Below are 20,479 nucleotides of genomic sequence, written 5' to 3'. Positions count from 1 at the left end.
CTACACTTGCTCGATGACGATGGAATTGATCTCGTTGGCGACGTCGTCGAAGCGGTCGGCCACCTTCTCGAGATGATCGTAGATCTCCGCGCCGACGATGAAGTCCATGGCGTTGGCGTCGCGGTGCTTCAGGAACAGCTCCCTGAGCCCGATATCCTGGAGATCGTCGACCCGGCCCTCGAGCTTGGTCAGCTCTTCGGTGATCTGGGTCAGCATCGAGACGTTGTGGCCGATCGCCTGCAGCAGAGGCAGCGCGCGGCCGACGAGGTTGGCGCATTCGACGATCAGGCCGCCCATCTCGCGCATCGGCGGCTCGAACTCGCGCACCTCGAACAGCATGACGGCCTTCGCGGTCGCCTGCATCTGGTCGACCGCGTCGTCCATCGCGGTGATCAGGTTCTTGATGTCGCCGCGGTCGAACGGGGTGATGAAGGTGCGGCGAACCGCGGTCAGGACCTCGCGGGTGACGCTATCGGCGTCGTTCTCGAACTGGTTGACGCGCTGGCAGAAGACCGGGGTCTCCTCGCCACCCTTCAGCATGTCCTGCAGCGCCAACGCGCACTGCACGGAGGTCTGGGCGTGGCGGGCGAACAGGTCGAAAAATCGCTCTTCCTTGGGCAGAAAGGCGCGAAACCAGCGCAGCATGTCTCAATTCCATCATTCCGGGACAGCCCTTTTAGCGACTGTCACAGAACTGTCATAGAGTATCTGGCGGGGAAAACACCTGTAACGGCCGCCTGAGCGGGCGGTCGTCCACCGCTAACTCGGCAGCAAATCGCGAGCCCTGCCCTACAGCGACCGCCGCAGCAGGTGGGCCAGCTCGCCGACCAGGCCGCGCCGGAACAGCAGCACGCAGGCCACGAAGATCACGCCCTGGATCACCGTCACCCACTGGCCGAAACCGGCGAGATATTGCTGCATGGCGATGATCACGAATGCGCCGACCACCGGGCCGAAGATGGTGCCGAGGCCGCCGACCAGCGTCATCAGCACGATTTCGCCGGACATCGACCAGTGCACGTCGGTGAGCGAGGCGTTCTGCGCCACGAACACCTTCAGCGAGCCGGCAAAGCCCGCCAGCGTTCCCGACAGGATGTAGGCCAGCATCTTGTACTGGTCGGTCTTGTAGCCGAGCGAGATCGCGCGCGGCTCGTTCTCGCGGATCGACTTCAGCACCTCGCCGAACGGCGAGTTGATCGTGCGGTAGATCAAAAGGAAGCCGGCAAGGAAGCCGGCCAGCACGACGTAGTAGAGCACCGTCGGCTTCGACAGGTCGAAGATCCCGAACAGGTGCCCCTGCGGGATACCCTGGATGCCGTCTTCACCATGGGTGAACGGCGCCTGCAGATAGATGAAGTAGAGCAGCTGCGACAGCGCCAGCGTGATCATCGAGAAGTAGATGCCTTGGCGGCGGATCGAGATGAAGCCGGTGACGAGGCCGAGCAAGGCCGCCGCGGCGGTGCCGGCCACGATGCCGAGCTCCGGCGGCAGCCCCCACACCTTCAGCGCATGCGCCGAGACGTAGCCCGCGGTGCCGAGGAACATGGCGTGGCCGAACGACAGCAGGCCGCCATAGCCGATCAACAGGTTGAAGGCGCAGGCGAGCAGCGCAAAGCACAGCGCCTGCATCACGAAGAAGGGATAGATCCCCGTGAACGGCACCACGGCCAGCAGCACCGCCATCACGGCGAATACGATCATCTCGTCGCGCATCGCGCGCGGCGTCACCGGAAGTGTATCGTCGGTCAATGCTGACATATCAAGCCGCCCGTCCCGTCAGTCCCGTTGGCTTCACCAGCAACACCACCACCATCAGGACAAACACCACGGTGTTGGAGGCCTCGGGATAAAAATACTTGGTCAGTCCCTCGATCACGCCGAGCGCGAAGCCGGTGATGATCGAGCCCATGATCGAGCCCATGCCGCCGATCACGACCACCGCGAACACCACGATGATGAGATCGGCGCCCATCAGCGGGCGGACCTGGTTGATCGGCGCCGACAGCACGCCGGCGAGCGCGGCGAGACCGACGCCGAGCCCGTAGGTCAGCGTGATCATGCGCGGCACGTTGATGCCGAAGGCCCGCACCAGCGTCGGATTCTCGGTGGCCGCGCGCAAGTAAGCGCCGAGCTGCGTCTTCTCGATCAGGAACCAGGTGGCAAGGCACACCACCAGCGAGAAGATCACGACCCAGCCGCGATAGATCGGCAGGAACATGAAGCCGAGATTGACGCCGCCCTTGAGCTGATCCGGGATCGAGTAAGGCAGGCCCGAGGAGCCGAAATAGTTCTGGAACACGCCCTGAACGATCAGCGCGATGCCGAACGTCAGCAGCAGTCCGTAGAGATGGTCGAGGCCGGCGAGCCATTGCAGCATGGTCCGCTCGAGGATCATGCCGAAGATGCCGACGATGACAGGTGCGATGAGCAGCGCCCACCAGTAGTTGATGCCGCCCAGGTTGAGCAGGAAATACGCCACGAAGGCGCCCATCATGTAGAGCGCGCCGTGCGCGAAATTGATGATGTTGAGCATGCCGAAGATGACGGCGAGCCCCAGACTGAGCAGCGCGTAGAACGAGCCGTTGATCAGTCCCACCAGAAGCTGTGCGTAGAGAGCCTGCATCGAATGAGCTTTCGCTGGATAGATGAAGCCCGCCGGCCACGCCCATGGCCGGCGGACATGATCGTTACTTCTTCAGGAGCGCACAGGTGCTCTTGTCGAGCGGCGTGAAGGCCTGGTCGCCCGGCACGGTGCCGACCAGCTTGTAGAAGTCCCAGGGCCCCTTGGACTCCGAGGGCTTCTTCACTTCGAACAGATAGGCGTCGTGGGTGACGCGGCCATTGGCCTCGACCTCGCCCTTGCCGAACAGCGGATCGTCGGTCGGGATCGTCTTCATCTTCGCGACCACCTTGGCGCCGTCATGCGGATTGCCGCCGAGCGCTTCCAGCGCCTTGAAGTAATGCAGCAGGCCTGCGTAGACGCCGGCCTGCACCATGGTCGGAGGAGCGCCACTCTTCATCTTCTCGGAGAAGCGCTTCGAGAACGCGCGGGTGTTGTCGTTGAGGTCCCAGTAGAACGTCTCGGTGAAGTTGAGGCCCTGCGCGGTCTCGAGCCCGATCGCCTTGACGTCGGTGAGGAACAGCAGCAGCGCCGCGAGCTTCTGGCCGCCCTTGACGATGCCGAACTCGGCAGCCTGCTTGATCGAGTTGGTGGTGTCGCCGCCGGCGTTGGCGAGACCGATGATCTTGGCCTTGGAAGCCTGCGCCTGCAGCAGGAACGACGAGAAGTCAGCGGTGTTGAGCGGATGCTTGACGCCGCCGACCACCTTGCCGCCATTGGCGGTGATGACGGCGGTGGTGTCGCGCTCCAGCGCCGCGCCGAACGCGTAGTCCGCGGTCAGGAAGAACCAGGTGTCCCCGCCCGCCTTCACGAGCGCCTGGCCGGTGGCGTGCGCCAGCATGTAGGTGTCGTAGGTCCAGTGAACCGTGTTCGGCGTGCACTGCGCGTTGGAGAGGTCCGAAGTCGCAGCGCCCGAATTGATGTAGACGCCGTTCTTCTCCTTCACGACGTTGTTAACCGCGAGCGCGACGCCGGAATTCGGAACGTCGACGATGGTGTCGACCTTGTCGACGTCGAACCACTGGCGGGCGATGGTGGTGCCGATATCGGGCTTGTTCTGGTGATCGCCGGAGATCAGGTCGATGGTCCAGCCCTTGGCCTTGAGGCCGGAGTCCTCGATCGCCATTTGCGCCGCCAGCGTCGAGCCGGGGCCGGCAAGGTCGGCATAGAGGCCGGACTGATCCGACAACACGCCGATCTTCACTGTCTTGTCGTCAGCGGAGGCGACGCCTGCGACGGAGAGCACCATCGCGGTGCCAAGCAGAAGTGCTGAAATCGTATTCCTCATGGCGTATTCCCTCAGTTCTTAAATTTTCTGGCTCCGGCGATTTCAAACGCCGAGATAGGTATGCAGCTTGTCCATGTTGGCCGACAGCTCCGAATTGGCGAAGCCGTCGATCACCTTGCCGTGCTCGACGATGTAGTAGCGGTCGGCAACGGTCGAGGCGAAGCGGAAATTCTGTTCGACCAACAGGATGGTGAATCCCTGCGACTTCAGGCGCGCAATGGTGTGCCCGATCTGCTGAATGATGACCGGCGCCAACCCTTCGGTCGGCTCGTCCAGCATCAGGAAGCGCGCGCCGGTGCGCAGGATGCGCGCAATCGCCAGCATCTGCTGCTCGCCGCCCGAGAGCTTGGTGCCCTGGCTGCTGAGCCGCTCCTTCAGGTTGGGAAATAGCGTGAAGATCTGGTCGAGCGGCAGGCCGCCCGGGCGCACCACCGGCGGCAGCAGCAAATTCTCGCGCACGTCGAGGCTGGCGAAAATGCCGCGCTCTTCGGGACAGAATGCGATGCCGAGCCGCGCGATGCGGTCGGAGGTCGTGCGGATGATCTCCTTGTTGTCGAAACGGATCGAGCCGGAGCGCTTGCCGATGACGCCCATGATCGACTTCAGCGTCGTGGTCTTGCCCGCGCCGTTGCGGCCGAGCAGCGTCACCACCTCGCCCGCCTTCACGTTGAAATTGATCCCGTGAAGAATGTGCGATTCGCCGTACCAGGCCTGCAGATCGCTGACCGTCAGCACCTCGGCGCCGACCGCAGCCACCGGCTTCTCCGCCAATTTTGCCTCAGCCATGACCCGCTCCCAGATAGGCTTCCTTCACGCGCTCGTCCTTGGAGAGGTCGGCGTAGTTGCCCTCCGCCAGCACCTGCCCGCGCGTCAGCACGGTGATGATGTCGGAGAGGTTGGCCACCACCGAGAGGTTATGTTCGACCATCAGGATGGTGTATTTGGCGGAGATCCGCTTGATCAGTGCCGCGATCTTGTCGATGTCCTCGTGGCCCATGCCGGCCATCGGTTCGTCGAGCAGCATCATCTCGGGGTCGAGCGCGAGCGTCGTTGCAATTTCGAGTGCGCGCTTGCGGCCGTACGGCATCTCGACCGCCGGCGTGTTGGCGAATTCGCTCAAGCCGACGTCGTTCAGCAGTTCATGCGCGCGCGGATTGAAGCGGTCGAGCACGGTCTTGGAGCGCCAGAAATCGAATGACGAACCGTGCTGGCGCTGCAGCGCCACGCGGACGTTTTCCAGCGCGGTCAGATGCGGAAATACCGCCGAGATCTGGAACGAGCGCACCAGCCCGAGCCGCGCCACGTCGGCCGGCGGCATCGCGGTGATGTCCTGGCCCTTGTAGCGAATCTGCCCGCCCGTCGGCTTCAGGAATTTGGTCAGCAGATTGAAACAGGTCGTCTTGCCGGCGCCGTTCGGCCCGATCAACGCATGGATACTGCCGCGACGCACCTTCAGCGCAACGTCGCGAACGGCAAAGAAACCCGCGAATTCCTTGGTCAATCCGCTGGTTTCGAGAATGAACTCATCGGCCAAATAGATTCCCCCATACGCCATCGCCGCGAAGCCCGTCGCCCGCGTGGCCAGCCTTTTTCGTGTTCGACAGGTTGTCCGTACGTCTTGGAAACCGTCCGGGGGCCTGTCGCCTCCGGGCCGGAATATGCCGTCATCTGTGGCGGTTACGCAAGGTGGAAAGCTGTGCAGTGCAGTATTGGCACGACCAGTTCCGGTTGATCCTTAGTCGAATGGCCTTTGCGCGCGCTTTGCGCCTCGGAAAGCCATCATTAAGGGTGTTTTGCTCCGGTCTTTCCTTTTCATAGAATATTTCCGCCTCTCGCCGAAGCTCCCGCCATTGTATTCTGGACGGCCAGAGCCTTGCATTTCGAGAGCGCCAATTCCTCGGTCATCAAGTCGATCCGGCAACGTGATTTCCTCAACACGTGGCTGCGACTTTATGCCCGTGGCCAAACCATCCCGCGGATCGATGAATTCCAGCCGGAGCGGATCGAGGAAGATCTGCCCGACATCGTGTTCTTCACCGTCGACGCGGCAGTCGAGCCGCCGCAACTGACGATCGAGAGCGACGGCACGCGGATGGCCACCGCCTACGGACACAGCGGCAAGGGCCGCCTGCTCGACGACTATCTCGGACCGCGGCTCGCGCCGGTCGTGATGCCGGTCTACCACGCATGCATCGCGCGGCGGCTGCCCGCCTACACCATCACCGATATCGACGACATCTACGGTCACGTCGTGGCCTATGAACGGTTGCTGCTGCCGTTCTCGAACGACGGCGCCGTCACGCATCTTGTCGCCTCGCTGAAGACGATCAGCGAGAGCGGCAGTTTCGAGATCCGCAATCTGATGCGCGGCAACGACACGCTGCCGAACTTCAGACTGTGCGCGATCATCGACCGCGACCTGTTCCACCGTGCCCCCGGCCGCATCCCGCCCGGGGATGTGCTTGAGTTCAGCTAGCCCATGCCGTTCAGAAGCGCCGATCCATCGGTGGTCAAATCGATCACGCAGCGGGTGCTGCTGAACGCCTGGCTGCGCGCGCGGCGCATGCCGGACGCCCTTCCCCTGCTGTGCGATTTCCACACCGACGGCACCGCCGACGAGCGCGCCGACATGATGGGTTTTGACGTGGTCGGCAGCGGCGAGACCGCACGCTTCCTGATCACGCAGGAAGGCGCCCGGCTGACGAGCGCCTACGGCAACGAGCACGTCGAGCCGCGGCTGCGCACCAACCGCTACCTCGATGACGCGATCGGCCCGGAGCGCTACGCCGGCGTGATCCTGTCCTATCGCGCTTGCCTCGCGCGCAAGCGTCCGACCTACACGGTTGCGGAGGTCACCGACGCGGACGGCAAGGACGTGTCCTATGAACGGCTGCTGCTGCCGTTCGGACGCGGCGACACCGTCGAGCACATCATCGGCTCCTACAAGGCGATCAGCATCGAGGGCGGATTTCGGCTGCACAATCTGATGGGCGTCAAGGCGAAGGCCGTGCCTGTCGTCACGGTTCGCGCCGTGATCGATCGCAGGTTCGTGCCCGCAGATCACCCGGCGAGCCAGGATTCAGTCGAGCTGATCTAGGTCCAGCACGCATACTCATAAACCTTCGCCGATGTCCGGTTCGCCTCGACATCGACCGCCTTTGTGCAATCGCAGCAAATGTCGGGCTGGGCCAAAAGCGGCTGCGCCGCCAGGCCGTTCGTCTAGATTCGGATGTGCTTACCAAGTCGGAAGCTGCGGCGCTCGTTGAAGTGAGATTGGGGCGAGCGTTTTCTCGTACTCAGCCAAATAGTGTTCAAGCGGTTTTGCCGTTCCCGTTAGGCGCAATTCACACGTGTCTCTGTTCACGATGATCGGAGCGTTCCCGGCGAGCTGGGCTAAGGGTTTGCCATCATCGAGGAATTCTTTGGATTGGTAGAAGAATATCCAGCCATATGGTTTCGCGATTGTGGCCTCACGCACAATCCGCGCCTCTCCCTCGCAAAGGATATCTACCCAAGCGTTTGCAAGTGCTGCCGCCTTATCGAAGTCCATGGTCGGTGTCTCATCAGTTGCAGAACGCGTCAGCTCTTCTTGCGTGCCTTGGTCGGCACTTCCTTGGCATAGATATCCGGCTTGAAGCCGACGACGCGCTTGCCCCCGAGATCGAGCACCGGACGCTTGATCATCGACGGCTGCTCGGCCATCAGCGCCAGCGCCTTGCGCTCGTTCAACCCTTCCTTGTCGGCATCGGGCAGCTTCTTGAAGGTCGTGCCGGCGCGATTGAGCAGCGTCTCCCAGCCGACCTCGTCGCTCCACTGCTTGAGCTTGTCCTTGCCGATCCCGGCGGCCTTGTAGTCGTGGAAGTCGTAGCCGACACCGTGATCGTCGAGCCAGGCGCGCGCCTTCTTCATGGTGTCGCAGTTCTTGATGCCGTAGATGGTGATGGTCAAGGCCGTTCCCCGCATGCGATTGCTGCGGGGAAACTAGCCTTGCCGCCATCATAGCGCCAGATCGGACCGTGCCGGTCTCCACACCGAACTTGCTGCTCAATGCGCGTAATGCGTGAAGACGAAATCGTGATCGCTGGCATGGGCCTCGTGGCAGGCGAAGCAGGTCTCGTGCTGGGCGGCATCGACCGGCTTGCCGTCGATGAAGCGGCCGAAGCCCCAGCCGCCGGTCGAAGCATATTTGGCGGAGTCCTTGACCATGACCTGGACGGTGGTCGCCGGCCCCGTGACGAACGCGCCGTTGAGGCCCGCAACCGGCTTGCGCTTCCAGGCGAGCTTGACCAGCACGGTGCCGTCGGGGAATCGCGCGGCACCGTCCTGATAGGCCTTCACGGCGGTCGCGTTGCCGAGCACGCTGCGCAGTTCGTCGAGCCCGGTCTCCTCGCCGACCGCGATCAGCTTCCAGTCGCGATAGCCGTCCGGAATTTTCACGCCGAAGATCGGCGATACCAGCGCCGCATCGTCGGCGTGTCCGACGGCAAACGGCAATGACGCACTGATGCAGGCTGCCGCGATCGCGGCAGCTGCCCATTTCACACCCTGTTTCATGATTCCTTGTCCGCGCTCTCGATTCTTGTTTGACGCGTTTTCTTCACGCGAACCGGTATCCACTTCGCTCGAAAACGCTCTAGACCTTGCTGACGTCAATGATGGCCTGGGTGAAGGCCTGCGGCGCTTCCTGCGGCAGATTGTGACCGATACCGCCGGGCAGCTGGCGATGCTCGTAATGCCCGGAGAACTTCTTCGCATAGGCCGCGGGCTCCGGATGCGGCGCGCCGTTGGCATCGCCCTCCATCGTGATGGTCGGGATCGCGATCACGGGCGCCTGGGCCAGCGTCTTCTCGAAGGCATCGTACTTCGCCTCACCCTCGGCGAGACCCAGCCGCCAGCGATAGTTGTGGATCACGATATCGACATGGTCGGGATTCTCGAACGCCGTGGCGCTGCGGTCGTAGGTAGCGTCGTCGAACTTCCACTGCGGCGAAGCGAGCTGCCAGATCAGCTTGTTGAAGTCGTGCCGGTTCTTGGCATAGCCCTCGCGGCCACGCTCGGTCGCGAAATAGAACTGGTACCACCATTGCAGCTCGGCCTTCGGCGGCAGCGGCATCTTGCCGGCCGCCTGGCTGCCGATCAGATAGCCGCTAACCGACACCATGGCCTTGCAGCGCTCGGGCCAGAGCACCGCCATGATGTTGGCGGTGCGCGCACCCCAATCATAGCCGCCGAGCACGGCCTTCTCGATCTTCAAGGCGTCCATCAGCGCAATGATGTCGGCGGCGACCGCGACCGGCTGGCCGCTGCGCATCGTATCGCTGGAGAGGAAGCGCGTGGTGCCATAGCCGCGCAGATGCGGCACGATCACGCGATAGCCGGCCTCGGCCAGCGCCGGCGCGACGTCGGCGTAGCTGTGGATGTCGTAGGGCCAGCCGTGCAGCAGGATGACTGCCGGACCCGACGCCGGGCCCATTTCGACGTAACCGGTATCGAGCACGCCGGCATTGATCTGCTTGACCGGACCGATCGTGGTGTGGCTACCGGCCTTGACCGCCGGCAGCGTCGCCTTGGTCTGCGCCTCGGCCGATCCGATGAAGCCGAGCCTGGAAACGGCGAGGATCCCGCCGGCGATGCCGAGGAAACGGCGGCGTTGCTGATTGATGGATTGGGACATGGCGATCTCCTTAAGTCTGGTGTCGGGACTGACTATCGCAGACGCCGACCCTGTCCGCTTTCAGAGGACGTGGATTTGTCCTTCAGACCGTCGTGATTTTGGCCCCACGCCGCCTGTGCTAGGTTCCGCCCCGCATTCAGCCGCCGGCCACCGGACCCTTCGATTTGACCTACTATTTCAACGACTTGACCCTCGATTCCGGGCGCCGGGAGCTGCGCCGCGGCGATACGCTGGTGGCCGTCGAGCCGCAGGTCTTCGACCTGCTCGAGTTCCTGATCCGCGCCCGTGACCGCGTCGTCAGCCGCGACGAGGTGCTGGCGGCCGTCTGGCACGGGCGGATCGTCTCGGAAGCGACGCTCTCCAGCCGGGTCAACGCGGCACGGACCGCGATCGGCGACAATGGCGAGGAGCAACGGCTGATCCGCACCCTGCCCCGCAAAGGCCTCCGCTTTGTCGGCGATGTCCGGGAGCACAGCGCGCCCGATCATTCGGTTACGGACAAGGTTGTCCCGCCACGGCCGAGCGAGGGTCCGTCGATCGCGGTCTTGCCCTTCACCAATATGAGCGGCGACCCCGAGCAGGATTATTTCGCCGACGGGATCGCCGAGGACATCACCACCGCGCTGGCGCGGTGCAGCCGCCTCACCGTGATCGCGCGCAACTCCGCCTTCACCTACAAGGGCAAGGCGGTCGACATCCGCCAGGTCGGGCGCGATCTCGGCGTCGGCTATGTGCTCGAAGGCAGCGTCCGCCGCGGCGGCGACCGCCTGCGCATCACCGGCCAGTTGATCGACGCCGTCTCGGGCTCGCATCTGTGGGCCGACCGCTTCGACGGCGCGGCGACCGACGTGTTCGACCTGCAGGACCGTATCACCGAGAATGTGGTCGGCGCGATCGAGCCGACCTTGCTGGTCGCGGAAGCCGAGCGCGTACGGGCGGCGCCACCGGGCAGGCTCGATGCCTACGATCTGCTGCTGCGCGCCTACAGCCTGCGCTACGAGTTCACGCCCGAAAGCATGGTTGCCGCGCTCGATTGCCTCGACCAGGCGCTGGCGCTCGATCCGGCTTACGCGCCGGCGCTGGCGGCGTCGGCCTATTGCCATGCGATGCGCCATGTTCAGGGTTGGCTGAAGCCGAACGATTCCTACCGGGAACGTGCGGTCGCGCAGGCCTGGCGCGCGGTCGAGCTCGCGCCGGGTGACCCGCAGGTGCTGTGGATGGCGGCGTTCGCGATCTGGAACATGGCCGACGAGATCGAACCCGCGTGCGACTTGTTCGAGCGGTCGCTGGCGATCAACCCGAATTCGGCGATGGCGCTCGTCCTCTGCGGCTGGATCGAGGCGATGCGCGGCAATCAGCAGATCGGCCGGGCGATGATCGAACGCGCGCAGCGGCTCAACCCACGCGACCCGCGTGGCTGGTTCGCCTCCGCGGCGCTGGCGATCTGCGCGGTGCTCGATAACAATTTTGCCGAAGCGGTGATGTGGGCCGACAAGGCGCTGGCACAGAACCGCCGCTTCGCGGTGGCGCTGCGCGTCTTGATCGTGGCGCTGGTCAAGACCGGCGACAACGAGCGCGCGACCCAGATCGCGCGCGAACTGCTCAAGGTCGATCCGGAGTTTTCGATTTCCGGATTCCTGTCGCGAATTCCATTCCCGGTGGAATCGATGTCCGCGACCTATCGTGAAACCCTCAAGGCGGCCGGCGTCCCGGACTGACGCCGCTCGGAGGATGCGACGACCAAAGCGGACGTCTTCGTCCGATGATTGACGGCTCACCACCCTGTCAACACCTCACGCTCATGTGTCCAGAAAAAGCAGAGACCGTTATTGAATTACGATCGTAGTTTAGTATTATGACCGTAATGGCATCGAGCTGAGCCGCTGTTGGGCGGCTGAGGAATGCCGCAAGCAGGCTCTTTGCGAGGTCTCCATGAACGACACCAGCACCACTTCAAGTCGTAGCGAACCGCGAGAATTCTTGGATCCCTCCTCGCTGGGACTCGCAGCGGCTGCAGCAGCCATTCGTGAAGGCCATATCACGTCCGAAGCGTACACAGCGGCGCTTCTGCTTCGTGCCCGAACGCTTGCCGAACTCAACGCCTTCATCACCATCGACGAGACGGCCGTGTTGGCGGCCGCGAGAGACGCGGACAAAGCACGAGCCGCCGGATCGGCGGCTCCGCTGCTGGGTGTGCCGCTCGGGGTGAAAGACAGTTATTTGACGAAAGGGCTGCCTACGAGCCTTGGTCTCGAAAGCCTCGCTCGCTTTGTGCCGCGCGAAGATGCGGACGCTGTCCGCGCCATCAAGGCAGCGGGTGCCTTGCTCTTCGGGAAGAACAACCTCGTCGAGATGTCTTACGGCTTGACCGGTCACAACGCACGTTACGGCCAGGTGAAGAATCCGCACGCACGAGATCGCGTTTCGGGCGGCTCCTCGAGCGGCTCCGCCGCAGCTGTGGCCGCAGGCCTCGTTCCCGCGTCGTTGGGCGGTGACACCGTCGGGTCGATCCGGGTGCCCGCATCCTTTTGTGGGGTCGTGGGATTCAAGCCAACGACCGGACGTTGGCCGCGCAACGGCGTGGCTCCGATCTCCCATACGCTCGACACGACGGGTGCATTCGCCCGAAGCGTCGAGGACTGCATTTTGCTGGATCAGGTCGTGACGGGCGAACAAACGGCCGAGTTCTCCGACGACGGCAACGATCTGAAGGGAGCTCGACTGGCCTTCGCGCCCCGACAGTTCCTCGATCTGGTGGACTCTGAGGTTGAGGTCCGGTTCCGCGAGGTGGTTCGGCAGCTACGGGACGCCGGCGCCGAGGTTGTTGAGGTCGACCTTGGTGACGATTTCAACGCCCTCATCCAAACCGCCACATGGGGCATCTTCGCTCACGAGACGATGGGCGCGATTTCGGATTTCCTTCGTCGTCACGACGTTCCGACCACGTTCGAGGCGATCTACGACGGGCTTAAGCCCCAACTTCGGGAAGCATGGGGGCACATCGTCCTGCCGGGCGGTGCGGGCGCTGTCTCGGCGGAGGCCTATCAGACTGCGCTCAACGTGAGCCGGCCTGAAATCCAGCGCCGTCTCGACAAGGCGTTCGTCGCTGAGGGAGCGCAGGTCATTCTGCAACCGACCACACCATGCACCGCGCCCTTGATCGAACAGCAGGCGACCGTCAGTGTTGCGGGGCAGGACGTCAGTTACCTCGCCTTGGCGAACCATACCGTGTCGGCGAGCAGCGTGGGGCTGCCGGGTATCAGTCTTCCCGTCGGCCGCTCTCGCGCTGGGCTGCCGTTTGGCCTTGAAGTCGACGCTTCGGTAGGTAGCGACCGGACGCTTTTGGTCCTTGCTCGTAAGATCGAAGGCGTTTTGGGTACCGAGCCGATCGCGATCTAGCGCCGTGAGCCGTGGTGGCTGCTGGACATTTGTGGAGTTGGCAGAAGATGCGTTTCGAGAAAGGTCACAAGTTGTCGACGAGACGGCACATTGTCGATGTGGCATCGAAGTGCATGCGCCGGGACGGCATCTCCGCGACAGGGATTGCGGCGATTATGGGCGAGGCCGGCCTGACCAAAGGGGCTTTCTCTCCGCATTTCCAGTCCAAGGAGGTGCTTGTTCGCGAGGCGCTGGCACTGGCACTGGGCGGTCAGCAGCATTGCCTTGATGAAGATCAGCTCAAGGGCCTCGACCTTGAAGGCGCGGTTCGTAGATACCTGAACCGCGCTCACCTCGAAGCCCCTGCGGACGGTTGCCCCTCCGCGGCGTTGCTTCCGGAAATCGCCCGCCAGCCCCTGTCCATCAGGCAGGATTACGAGAAGGCGCTGCGAAGGTACGTTGCGACTTTGGCCGCGCTACTTCCCGGCACAGATTCTGTAGAAAAACACCGGCGCGCGACGGCCATCTTCGGGCTCATGGTGGGCACCCTGCAGTTTGCGCGGGCCGTGCCCGACGCTAATGAAGCGCAACAGATCCTGGATGGCGGCGTTGAGGCCGCATTGCAGTTGGCGCGAACTCCCTCACCTTAGGGTCGGAAAGAACGGAGAGGCTTGGCCGCTCCGATGAAGCGAGCGCTACAATCCCGGTGATCTCGCGGCCCAAGCCTTGGTGGCCTGGCAGCTTTCCATCGCTCGGAGATAGGCAGGACGCGCCGTCGTGCGGGCGAGATAGTCCCGCTCGGTCGGACCGGGGACGTAGTTGCCGGTTCGCATGCCGAGCAGGAGGGCGTAGCTCACCGAAATATCGGCAGCAGTGAATCGGTCGCCGGCGAGATAGGGGCAATCCGCGAGGCGGCGGATAACCAACCCCAGCCGGCTCTCGAAGGTCTCGAGCGCCCAGCAGGTAACCCGGGCATCCCGCTCGGCTTCGGGCGCCAGTTGGCGACCGACAATGACGGCGTTCATCGGCCCGGCGAGCCCGGCCTCACCCAAATGGAGAAATTGCAGATAGGAAGCGAAGGCGGGATCGTCCGGGGCGACGGCAAGCGAGCCTGAGCCGTGGCGAGCGAGCAGGTACTCAAGAATGGCGATCGATTCGACCATGATCGTCTCTCCGTCCTGCAGTGCGGGAATGAAGCCCGCGGGATTGATCGCGAGGAAATCGCGATCAATCTCGGCTGCGAGCAGATCGACCGGGCGCAGCCGATAAGCCAATCCTAATTCCTCGAGCAGCCAAACAACGCGGAAGCCACGACCTTCGCCATAGACGGTGAGCATAGTTGAGCATTCCTGGAGGCCGTGTACCGATAAACCCGGCGGCGGCGCTATTTCTTCGTTACGCGGGAGCGGTCTCGGCGACGATCTCGAGCGGCAGCACCTCGACCGAGCCGCCTGCGGCCGCGCGGGTCTGCTCGGTATAGCGCTTGAACCAGTCGCGGCTTTGCAGCGCCTTGACTGCGGCGTCGTCCGTTGGCGTCGCAAGGTGCATATATTCGTCGCTGTCGCGCACCTTCATGCACCGGTAGGAGATCCGTCCGTGCAATTCCGGATCGGCCTCGATCTGCGCGATGAAGCGCTTGATGTCCTCGTGCCAGGCTTCGGCGGTTGCGGTCGTGCGGCGATAACGGATCAGGAACTGCTTCATCTCATACCTTTCACAATCGCGGCGCCGGTTGCTCGCCGCGAAAGATCGCCGCATGCTTCGCTGCGAACTGGTCGAACGACGTCGGCTTCATCTTAAACACCGCGGCGATCGTCGGCCAGACGTGTGACTCGCCGCCCTTGCGCCGCTCGGCGAACAGTTCGCCCAGCGCGTCAACAAGGTAGGGCGGCACGCCGGCGGCTAGCTGGGCGCGTTTGGCGTCCTCCGGCGGCACGTTGATGTATTTGACCGGTTTGCCGGCGACGACCGACAGCCTTTGCGCAACCTCGGTCATTGTCAGGGCCTCCGGGCCGGTCAGAGGATAGATCTTGCCTTCGTGTCCCGATCCGGTGAGCACAGCGGCGGCGACTGCCGCGATATCGTCGATGTCGACGGAGGCGATCCTCGCGTCTTCCATCGGCAGGAACAGCGCACCCTTGCCGAGGATCATCGGCACCTGCCGGAAATAGGAATGCATGAACTCGCCGGCACGCAGATGCGTGAACGCGAGGCCGGAGTTTTCGAGATATTTCTCTATCTCGCCGTGCATCCGCCCAAAGCGGAACGCCGACTTCAGGTCGGGAATGATGCCGGACAGCTTGATGACATGACGGACGCCAGCCTTTTTCGCAGCGTCGATAAAGGTCGATTGCACCTCGGTCATCGTCGGCACCGACGACGAGATCAGCATCGCGCGCGTCACCCCCTTGAGCGGCGCGGCGAGCGTCTCCGACCTGGCCATGTCGCCGACGGCGATTTCAACGTGCGGCAGGGCGGCCAGCGCCGCGGCTCTTGCGGCATCGCGGACCAACGCGCGGACCGGAACTCCGCGCGCAGACAACAAGCGCACGAGTGCGCCACCGTTCAATCCAGTCGCGCCTGTGACAAGGATCACGCGGTTTCCTTTCCGCTCCGCAACTGAATGCGAGTTAGGCACGTAGGTAGCGACAGTGCAAGTATGGACAAAAATGATACTATGGACGTTCGCGGCGGTTCGGCGTTAGATGCCGGCCTCGACGGAGATCTCTGTCATGCCGAACCGGAAAGAGTCGCGCGGTCATCACTGTCCCGTCGCCGCGTTCCAGAAGCTGATCAGCGGCAAATACAAACTGCGGATCATGTGGGACCTCAAGGATGGGCCGCGCCGCTACGGCGAGATTAGGTCCGGCCTGCTGCGCGGCCTTGCCGGCAGCGCCGAGATCGCACCGCGCGTGCTGTCGCGCGAGCTCAAGGCGCTGGCCGCGAGCGGCCTGATCGACCGCAAGGACTTCGGCACTGTACCGCCGAAGGTCGAGTACCGCCTGACCCGCAAGGGCCAGAGCTTCATTCCGGTCGTCGACGCGATCCGGGGCTGGAGTGCGGGGCATCTCGGCAGAGAGACCGAGGAACTTGCGGCCTGACCGCGCCGGAAAGGGCAAAAATAAAAGGGGCGCTGCACGCCGTGAAACTCTCCGCATAGGCGGCGTGTCCGGGAAGGATCATTCGCGTCGTATTGATCGTCCGCCGATGACTTCCGATCTACCCCGGCGAGCCGACATTCCCAGAGCTCGACCGCATGTCTCAACCGGGCCACAAGCAGCCTTCCGCAAGGTGGGGAGGCAATGTGGCGTATGATGCACTCAAGGCTTGGCGCATACTCGTCATCCTGACGTGCGGGCCCTGCTCACGTTATGGGTTCACGACCCAGGCTGCGGCCGCGAATACGGCGCGTTCCCTCTCCCGGCTGCGACGTGGAAGCCTCAGTTGCAGAAGCCCGCAACTGCCACATGCGACAGCCTTGGCGCGAGGGACATTTGCGCAATTTCGGAATATTAGAAGATTATCCCTGAGTTGCCCGACGTGTCAAGTTGCCTGGTTGAACGCCGGCCGCCGCCGGCTACTTTGCATGGGGTTGTTTTCGATATTTTGGCAGCGCCCCCTGCGACGGCTCCATAACTTCATGTTGCTCTAGCCCGTCCCGCCCGGCTCGAGCGCCTCGCCGAGCTCGAGCGGATGCGCCATCGTCTCGTGCAGCGCGTCCTTGTCGAGCTCGCCCTCGGAGAGGCTGATCACGACGCAGGCAACGCCGTTGCCGATCAGATTGGTGAGCGCGCGGCACTCGCTCATGAACTTGTCGATGCCGACCAGGATGGCGATCGACTGGATCGGAATGTCGGGCACGATCGACAGCGTCGCGGCCAGCGTGATGAAGCCGGCGCCGGTGACGCCGGAGGCGCCCTTCGAGGTGATCATGGCGATGCCGAGGATGCCGAGCTCCTGCCAGATCGTCAGATGGGTGTTGGTGGCCTGCGCCAGGAACAGCGTCGCCAGCGTCATGTAGATGTTGGTGCCGTCGAGATTGAAGCTGTAGCCGGTCGGCACCACGAGGCCGACCACCGAACGCGAGGCGCCGAGATGCTCCATCTTCTGGATCATCTGCGGCAGCACCGTCTCCGACGACGAGGTGCCGAGCACGATCAGGAGCTCGTCCTTGATATAGGCGATGAAGCGGATGATCGAAAACCCCGCCAGCCGCGCGATCGCGCCCAGCACGATCAGCACGAACAGCACGCTGGTGAGATAGAACGTGCCGATCAGCGCCGCCAGATTCACCAGCGAGCCGAGGCCGTAGGCGCCGACCGTGAAGGCCATCGCGCCGAACGCGCCGAGCGGCGCGACGCGGACGATCATCCGGATGATGCCGAAGAACATCTTGGACGCCTTGTCGATCGCCTCGGCGATCGGCTCGCCGGGCTTGCCCATCAAGGCAATGGCAAACCCCGAGAGGATCGAGATCAGCAGCACCTGCAGCAGGTCGCCGCGCGCCAGCGCGCCGAAGAAGCTGTCGGGGATGATCGCCATCAAATGGGCGACGATGCCCTGCTCCTTCGCCTGCGTGACGTAGGTGGAGACCGATTTCGGATCGATCGTGGAGGGGTCAATGTTGAAGCCGCGACCGGGCTGCAGCAGTTCGCCGATCAGCAAGCCGACCGCGAGCGCGACCGTCGACACCGCCTCGAAATAGATCAGCGCCTTCAGCCCGACCCGGCCGACGCGCTTGAGGTCGCCCATCGAGGAGATGCCGTGCACCACGGTGCAGAAGATCACCGGCGCAATCATCATCTTGATCAGCGCGATGAAGCCGTCGCCGAGCGGCTTCAACTGCTTGCCGAGGCCGGGATAGAAATGACCGATCAAGACGCCGGCGGCGATCGCGATCAACACCTGGATGTAGAGGATCTTGTACCAGGGCTGATGTTTGTGATGGACGGCGGGCTGGATCGCGTCTGTGGCCATGAGATGTCCCGGGGCTAGGATTTAACACAACGAGTGTTGCCATCTTGGCGGAGCCGCGCGCAAGCGACAATGGCCATTCGCACCCGCCGCGCGCGCACACGAATCTGTCATAGACTACGGCCGGCTCGCATCCGGAGGCTGAGATGGAATTCACGGTACTGTTTCTCGCCATCAGCATCGCCATGCTGGTGGCCTGGCGCGGCCCGCGTCCGGTCGCGATCGGATTGTTCGCGGTGATCCTGGTCGCCTGCGTCGCGACCTTGCTGCACCACGCCACCGACCGTCTCACGCTGTCGTTCTGAGGCGAGCCATGACCGACACCCGGGCCGTGACCCTCAATGCCCTCGCGCTCTATGGCCTCGCGCTGTTGCTGGCCGCAGCTTTTGCGGCGCAGCTGCTGCTGCACGAGCTGCCCTGCCCGCTGTGTTTGTTGCAGCGCATCCTTTTCGCCCTGCTGGCGATCGGACCGATCCTGAACATCCGCTTCGGACCGCGGCCGAGCCATTATGCCCTGTCACTGCTGACGGCCGTCCTCGGCGCCTCGGTCTCGACCCGGCAGGTCCTGCTGCACATCCTCCCCGGCGACGCCGGCTATGGGTCCGCGCTGCTCGGCTATCATTATTATACGTGGGCGCTGATCGGCTTCATCGCCGCGATCGTCCTGCTCGCCGCCATGCTGCTGTTCGACCGCCAGTTCGAGCACCCCGCGGCGCCGGGCACTTCGCCCGGCAAATTCGCACAAGGTGCGGTGTGGCTGGTGGTCGGGCTGACGGCGCTGAATGTGCTGTCCACCCTGCTGGAATGCGGCTTTGCCGCATGCGCCGACAATCCGATCGTGTATGAGCTGCTGAAGCAGGCGAGTTAGAGCCGCTTCGGAATATTCAACCCGCGCTCCACCGCCGGCCGCTTGAGACCGCGCTCGAGCCAGGCCGCGACGTCCTTGAACTGGTCGAATTCGACGAGCTCGCGCGCGCCGTAGAAGCCGATCAGATTGCGCACCCAGCCGAGCATCGAGATGTCGGCGATGCTGTATTCATCGTCCATGAACCATTGCCGCCCGGCGAGATGCGTCTCCATCACGCCGAGCAGGCGCGCGGACTCGGCGACATAGCGCTGCAGCGGCCGCTTGTCCTCATAGTCCTTGCCGGCGAATTTGTGGAAGAACCCGACCTGGCCGAACATCGGCCCGATGCCGCCCATCTGGAAGTGCACCCACTGGATCGCCTGGTAGCGGCGCGCGGCATCCGCCGGCAACAGCTTGCCGGTCTTCTCGGCGAGATATTGCAGGATCGCGCCGGACTCGAACAGCGGCAGCGGTTTGCCGCCGGGACCGTTGGGATCGAGGATCGCCGGGATCTTGCCGTTCGGGTTCAGCGACAGGAACTCCGCCGTCTTCTGGTCGTCCGTGTTGAAGTCGACGAGATGGACCTCGTAGGGCAGCCCGATCTCCTCGAGCATGATCGAGACCTTCACGCCGTTCGGCGTCGGCAGCGAATAGAGCTGCAGGCGGTCGGGATGCTGGGCGGGCCAGCGTTTTGTGATGGGAAAGGCTGACAGATCGGTCATGTCGACATTCTTTGCAGGTTGTTGCTTTGCACGGCTAATGTACGGAGCTCATTGAAAGCCGCAAGGTCTGCAACCGGCCATGAACGATCAACAGACGGACGCAACGCTCGGCCCTTCCGACGACGAACTCGCGGCACATCCGACCGTGTTTGCGGCAGACGCGTTGGCCGGGCAGCTTGTTGTCGTATCCGGCGCCGCCGGCGGCATCGGCCGCGCCATCACGTGGCTGTTCGCCCGGCTCGGCGCGCATGTCGTGATCGTGGGACGCAATGCCGCCAAGCTCGATGCGCTGGTCGATCGTCTCGGCCGTAGGGGCTTGAAGGCGTCGGCGCATGTCGCCGACATCAGAGATCCCGACGCGGTCAACGCGATGTTCGACACGCTGTGGACCGCGCATGGCCGGATCGATCATCTCGTCAACAGCGCCGGCGGCCAATTCCCGCAAGCCGCGATCGATTTCTCGATCAAGGGCTGGAACGCGGTCATCAACACCAACCTCAACGGCACCTGGTACATGATGCAGGCCGCGGCGCAGCGCTGGCGCGACCGCAAGCATCCCGGCAGCATCGTCAATATCGTCGTGGTCACGACGCACGGCCTCTACGGCATCGCCCACACGATCGCGGCGCGCTCCGGCGTGATCGGCCTGTCGCGCGCACTCGCGGTCGAATGGGCGCCGCTGAATATCCGCATCAATTGCATTGCGCCCGGCGCGATCGAGACCGAGGGCTGGAACGTCTACAGCGAGGCGGCGCGCGCCGCCTATCAGCGCTCCAACCCGATGATGCGTCCGGGCACGCCCTGGGACATCGCGGAAGCCGCGGTCTACCTCGCCGCGCCCTCCGGCAAATTCATCACCGGCGAGACGCTGACCGTCGACGGCGGCGGCCAGCATTGGGGCGAGACTTGGACCACCGGCAAGCCCGACTACTTCAAGGGCGACGAATGACGCACGCATATGCCGCCCGCCGCTCCC

General features: G+C 63.7%; 24 protein-coding genes. 9 read left to right on the top strand and 15 right to left on the bottom strand.

What is annotated here, in order from left to right; all coding sequences use genetic code 11:
• The 6 genes from ACOIX3_RS17630 to ACOIX3_RS17605 form a co-directional block, all read right to left on the bottom strand.
• Positions 1-645 (bottom strand): DUF47 domain-containing protein, encoded by a 645-nt coding sequence (locus ACOIX3_RS17630; protein WP_420971103.1) that lies wholly within the window; start codon positions 643-645, stop codon positions 1-3.
• 144 nt (positions 646-789) lie between these two features.
• Entirely contained in the window at positions 790-1,758 is a 969-nt protein-coding gene (locus ACOIX3_RS17625; RefSeq protein ID WP_212317806.1) for a branched-chain amino acid ABC transporter permease, read from the bottom strand.
• 1 nt (position 1,759) lies between these two features.
• Positions 1,760-2,623 (bottom strand): branched-chain amino acid ABC transporter permease, encoded by an 864-nt coding sequence (locus ACOIX3_RS17620; RefSeq protein WP_050406473.1) that lies wholly within the window; start codon positions 2,621-2,623, stop codon positions 1,760-1,762.
• 64 nt (positions 2,624-2,687) lie between these two features.
• Positions 2,688-3,908, bottom strand: a complete 1,221-nt coding sequence (locus tag ACOIX3_RS17615) for an ABC transporter substrate-binding protein (protein ID WP_420971102.1) — start codon at positions 3,906-3,908, stop codon at positions 2,688-2,690.
• A 42-nt stretch (positions 3,909-3,950) separates the two neighbouring features.
• Complete coding sequence (locus ACOIX3_RS17610; RefSeq protein WP_420971101.1) at positions 3,951-4,694, bottom strand: ABC transporter ATP-binding protein; 744 nt, start codon at positions 4,692-4,694, stop codon at positions 3,951-3,953.
• Positions 4,687-5,442 carry an ABC transporter ATP-binding protein gene (locus tag ACOIX3_RS17605; protein WP_024581422.1) on the bottom strand — a complete coding sequence of 252 codons (756 nt, stop codon included), beginning with the start codon at positions 5,440-5,442 and terminating at the stop codon, positions 4,687-4,689. Before ACOIX3_RS17605 ends, ACOIX3_RS17610 begins: the two co-directional genes overlap by 8 nt.
• Before the next feature lie 339 nt (positions 5,443-5,781).
• On the opposite strand from ACOIX3_RS17605, the gene ACOIX3_RS17600 reads away from it, so the two are divergent.
• Positions 5,782-6,384 (top strand): PAS domain-containing protein, encoded by a 603-nt coding sequence (locus ACOIX3_RS17600; protein ID WP_420971099.1) that lies wholly within the window; start codon positions 5,782-5,784, stop codon positions 6,382-6,384.
• A gap of 3 nt (positions 6,385-6,387) precedes the next feature.
• Positions 6,388-7,005, top strand: coding sequence for a hypothetical protein (locus ACOIX3_RS17595; RefSeq protein WP_420971098.1), 618 nt, complete (start codon positions 6,388-6,390; stop codon positions 7,003-7,005).
• Positions 7,006-7,143: 138 nt separating this feature from the next.
• Here ACOIX3_RS17595 and ACOIX3_RS17590 read toward each other — a convergent pair whose 3' ends face one another.
• The 4 genes from ACOIX3_RS17590 to ACOIX3_RS17575 form a co-directional block, all read right to left on the bottom strand.
• Entirely contained in the window at positions 7,144-7,458 is a 315-nt protein-coding gene (locus ACOIX3_RS17590; protein ID WP_420971097.1) for a YrhB domain-containing protein, read from the bottom strand.
• A gap of 29 nt (positions 7,459-7,487) precedes the next feature.
• Entirely contained in the window at positions 7,488-7,856 is a 369-nt protein-coding gene (locus tag ACOIX3_RS17585) for an ArsC family reductase (RefSeq protein WP_420971096.1), read from the bottom strand.
• Between the two features lie 96 nt (positions 7,857-7,952).
• Positions 7,953-8,462, bottom strand: coding sequence for a cytochrome P460 family protein (locus tag ACOIX3_RS17580; RefSeq protein ID WP_420971095.1), 510 nt, complete (start codon positions 8,460-8,462; stop codon positions 7,953-7,955).
• Positions 8,463-8,541: 79 nt separating this feature from the next.
• Positions 8,542-9,582, bottom strand: coding sequence for an alpha/beta fold hydrolase (locus tag ACOIX3_RS17575; RefSeq protein WP_420971093.1), 1,041 nt, complete (start codon positions 9,580-9,582; stop codon positions 8,542-8,544).
• A 164-nt stretch (positions 9,583-9,746) separates the two neighbouring features.
• Here ACOIX3_RS17575 and ACOIX3_RS17570 point away from each other — a divergent pair, with 164 nt between their 5' ends.
• The 3 genes from ACOIX3_RS17570 (at position 9,747) to ACOIX3_RS17560 (ending at position 13,610) form a co-directional block, all read left to right on the top strand.
• Positions 9,747-11,300 carry a winged helix-turn-helix domain-containing protein gene (locus tag ACOIX3_RS17570; protein ID WP_420971092.1) on the top strand — a complete coding sequence of 518 codons (1,554 nt, stop codon included), beginning with the start codon at positions 9,747-9,749 and terminating at the stop codon, positions 11,298-11,300.
• A 214-nt stretch (positions 11,301-11,514) separates the two neighbouring features.
• Positions 11,515-12,981: an amidase family protein gene (locus ACOIX3_RS17565; protein ID WP_420971091.1), complete on the top strand. Its 1,467-nt coding sequence runs from the start codon at positions 11,515-11,517 to the stop codon at positions 12,979-12,981.
• 47 nt (positions 12,982-13,028) lie between these two features.
• A complete protein-coding gene (locus tag ACOIX3_RS17560; RefSeq protein ID WP_420971090.1) occupies positions 13,029-13,610 on the top strand; it encodes a TetR/AcrR family transcriptional regulator in 582 nt (193 codons plus the stop codon).
• 45 nt (positions 13,611-13,655) lie between these two features.
• Here ACOIX3_RS17560 and ACOIX3_RS17555 read toward each other — a convergent pair whose 3' ends face one another.
• The 3 genes from ACOIX3_RS17555 to ACOIX3_RS17545 are packed head-to-tail and all read right to left on the bottom strand — an operon-like array spanning position 13,656 to position 15,556.
• On the bottom strand, positions 13,656-14,297 hold the full coding sequence (locus tag ACOIX3_RS17555) for a glutathione S-transferase family protein (RefSeq protein ID WP_420971088.1): 642 nt from the start codon (positions 14,295-14,297) through the stop codon (positions 13,656-13,658).
• Positions 14,298-14,355: 58 nt separating this feature from the next.
• Positions 14,356-14,664, bottom strand: a complete 309-nt coding sequence (locus ACOIX3_RS17550) for a hypothetical protein (protein WP_420971087.1) — start codon at positions 14,662-14,664, stop codon at positions 14,356-14,358.
• 10 nt (positions 14,665-14,674) lie between these two features.
• A complete protein-coding gene (locus ACOIX3_RS17545) occupies positions 14,675-15,556 on the bottom strand; it encodes an SDR family oxidoreductase (RefSeq protein WP_420971085.1) in 882 nt (293 codons plus the stop codon).
• 136 nt (positions 15,557-15,692) lie between these two features.
• Between ACOIX3_RS17545 and ACOIX3_RS17540 the strand changes: the two genes are divergently transcribed.
• Positions 15,693-16,061, top strand: a complete 369-nt coding sequence (locus tag ACOIX3_RS17540) for a winged helix-turn-helix transcriptional regulator (RefSeq protein ID WP_420971084.1) — start codon at positions 15,693-15,695, stop codon at positions 16,059-16,061.
• A gap of 547 nt (positions 16,062-16,608) precedes the next feature.
• Here ACOIX3_RS17540 and ACOIX3_RS17535 read toward each other — a convergent pair.
• Positions 16,609-17,937 (bottom strand): dicarboxylate/amino acid:cation symporter, encoded by a 1,329-nt coding sequence (locus ACOIX3_RS17535; RefSeq protein ID WP_420971083.1) that lies wholly within the window; start codon positions 17,935-17,937, stop codon positions 16,609-16,611.
• Positions 17,938-18,080: 143 nt separating this feature from the next.
• On the opposite strand from ACOIX3_RS17535, the gene ACOIX3_RS17530 reads away from it, so the two are divergent.
• Both ACOIX3_RS17530 and ACOIX3_RS17525 read left to right on the top strand, forming a co-directional pair.
• A complete protein-coding gene (locus ACOIX3_RS17530; protein WP_420971082.1) occupies positions 18,081-18,239 on the top strand; it encodes a DUF5993 family protein in 159 nt (52 codons plus the stop codon).
• An 8-nt stretch (positions 18,240-18,247) separates the two neighbouring features.
• Entirely contained in the window at positions 18,248-18,802 is a 555-nt protein-coding gene (locus tag ACOIX3_RS17525; RefSeq protein ID WP_420971081.1) for a disulfide bond formation protein B, read from the top strand.
• Here ACOIX3_RS17525 and ACOIX3_RS17520 read toward each other — a convergent pair.
• The gene (locus ACOIX3_RS17520; RefSeq protein ID WP_420971080.1) at positions 18,799-19,503 is read right to left on the bottom strand and encodes a glutathione S-transferase family protein; all 705 of its coding nucleotides are present in this window, start codon (positions 19,501-19,503) and stop codon (positions 18,799-18,801) included. The two genes, ACOIX3_RS17525 and ACOIX3_RS17520, sit on opposite strands and share 4 nt — an antisense overlap.
• Before the next feature lie 79 nt (positions 19,504-19,582).
• Here ACOIX3_RS17520 and ACOIX3_RS17515 point away from each other — a divergent pair, with 79 nt between their 5' ends.
• Positions 19,583-20,452, top strand: coding sequence for an SDR family oxidoreductase (locus ACOIX3_RS17515; protein WP_420971079.1), 870 nt, complete (start codon positions 19,583-19,585; stop codon positions 20,450-20,452).
• Positions 20,453-20,479: the final 27 nt, after the last annotated feature.

This window comes from Bradyrhizobium sp. B120 (assembly GCF_049075665.1).
Classification (GTDB): domain Bacteria; phylum Pseudomonadota; class Alphaproteobacteria; order Rhizobiales; family Xanthobacteraceae; genus Bradyrhizobium.
Note: the sequence above shows the minus strand (reverse complement) of the source record. Positions and strands in the feature narration are given on the sequence as shown.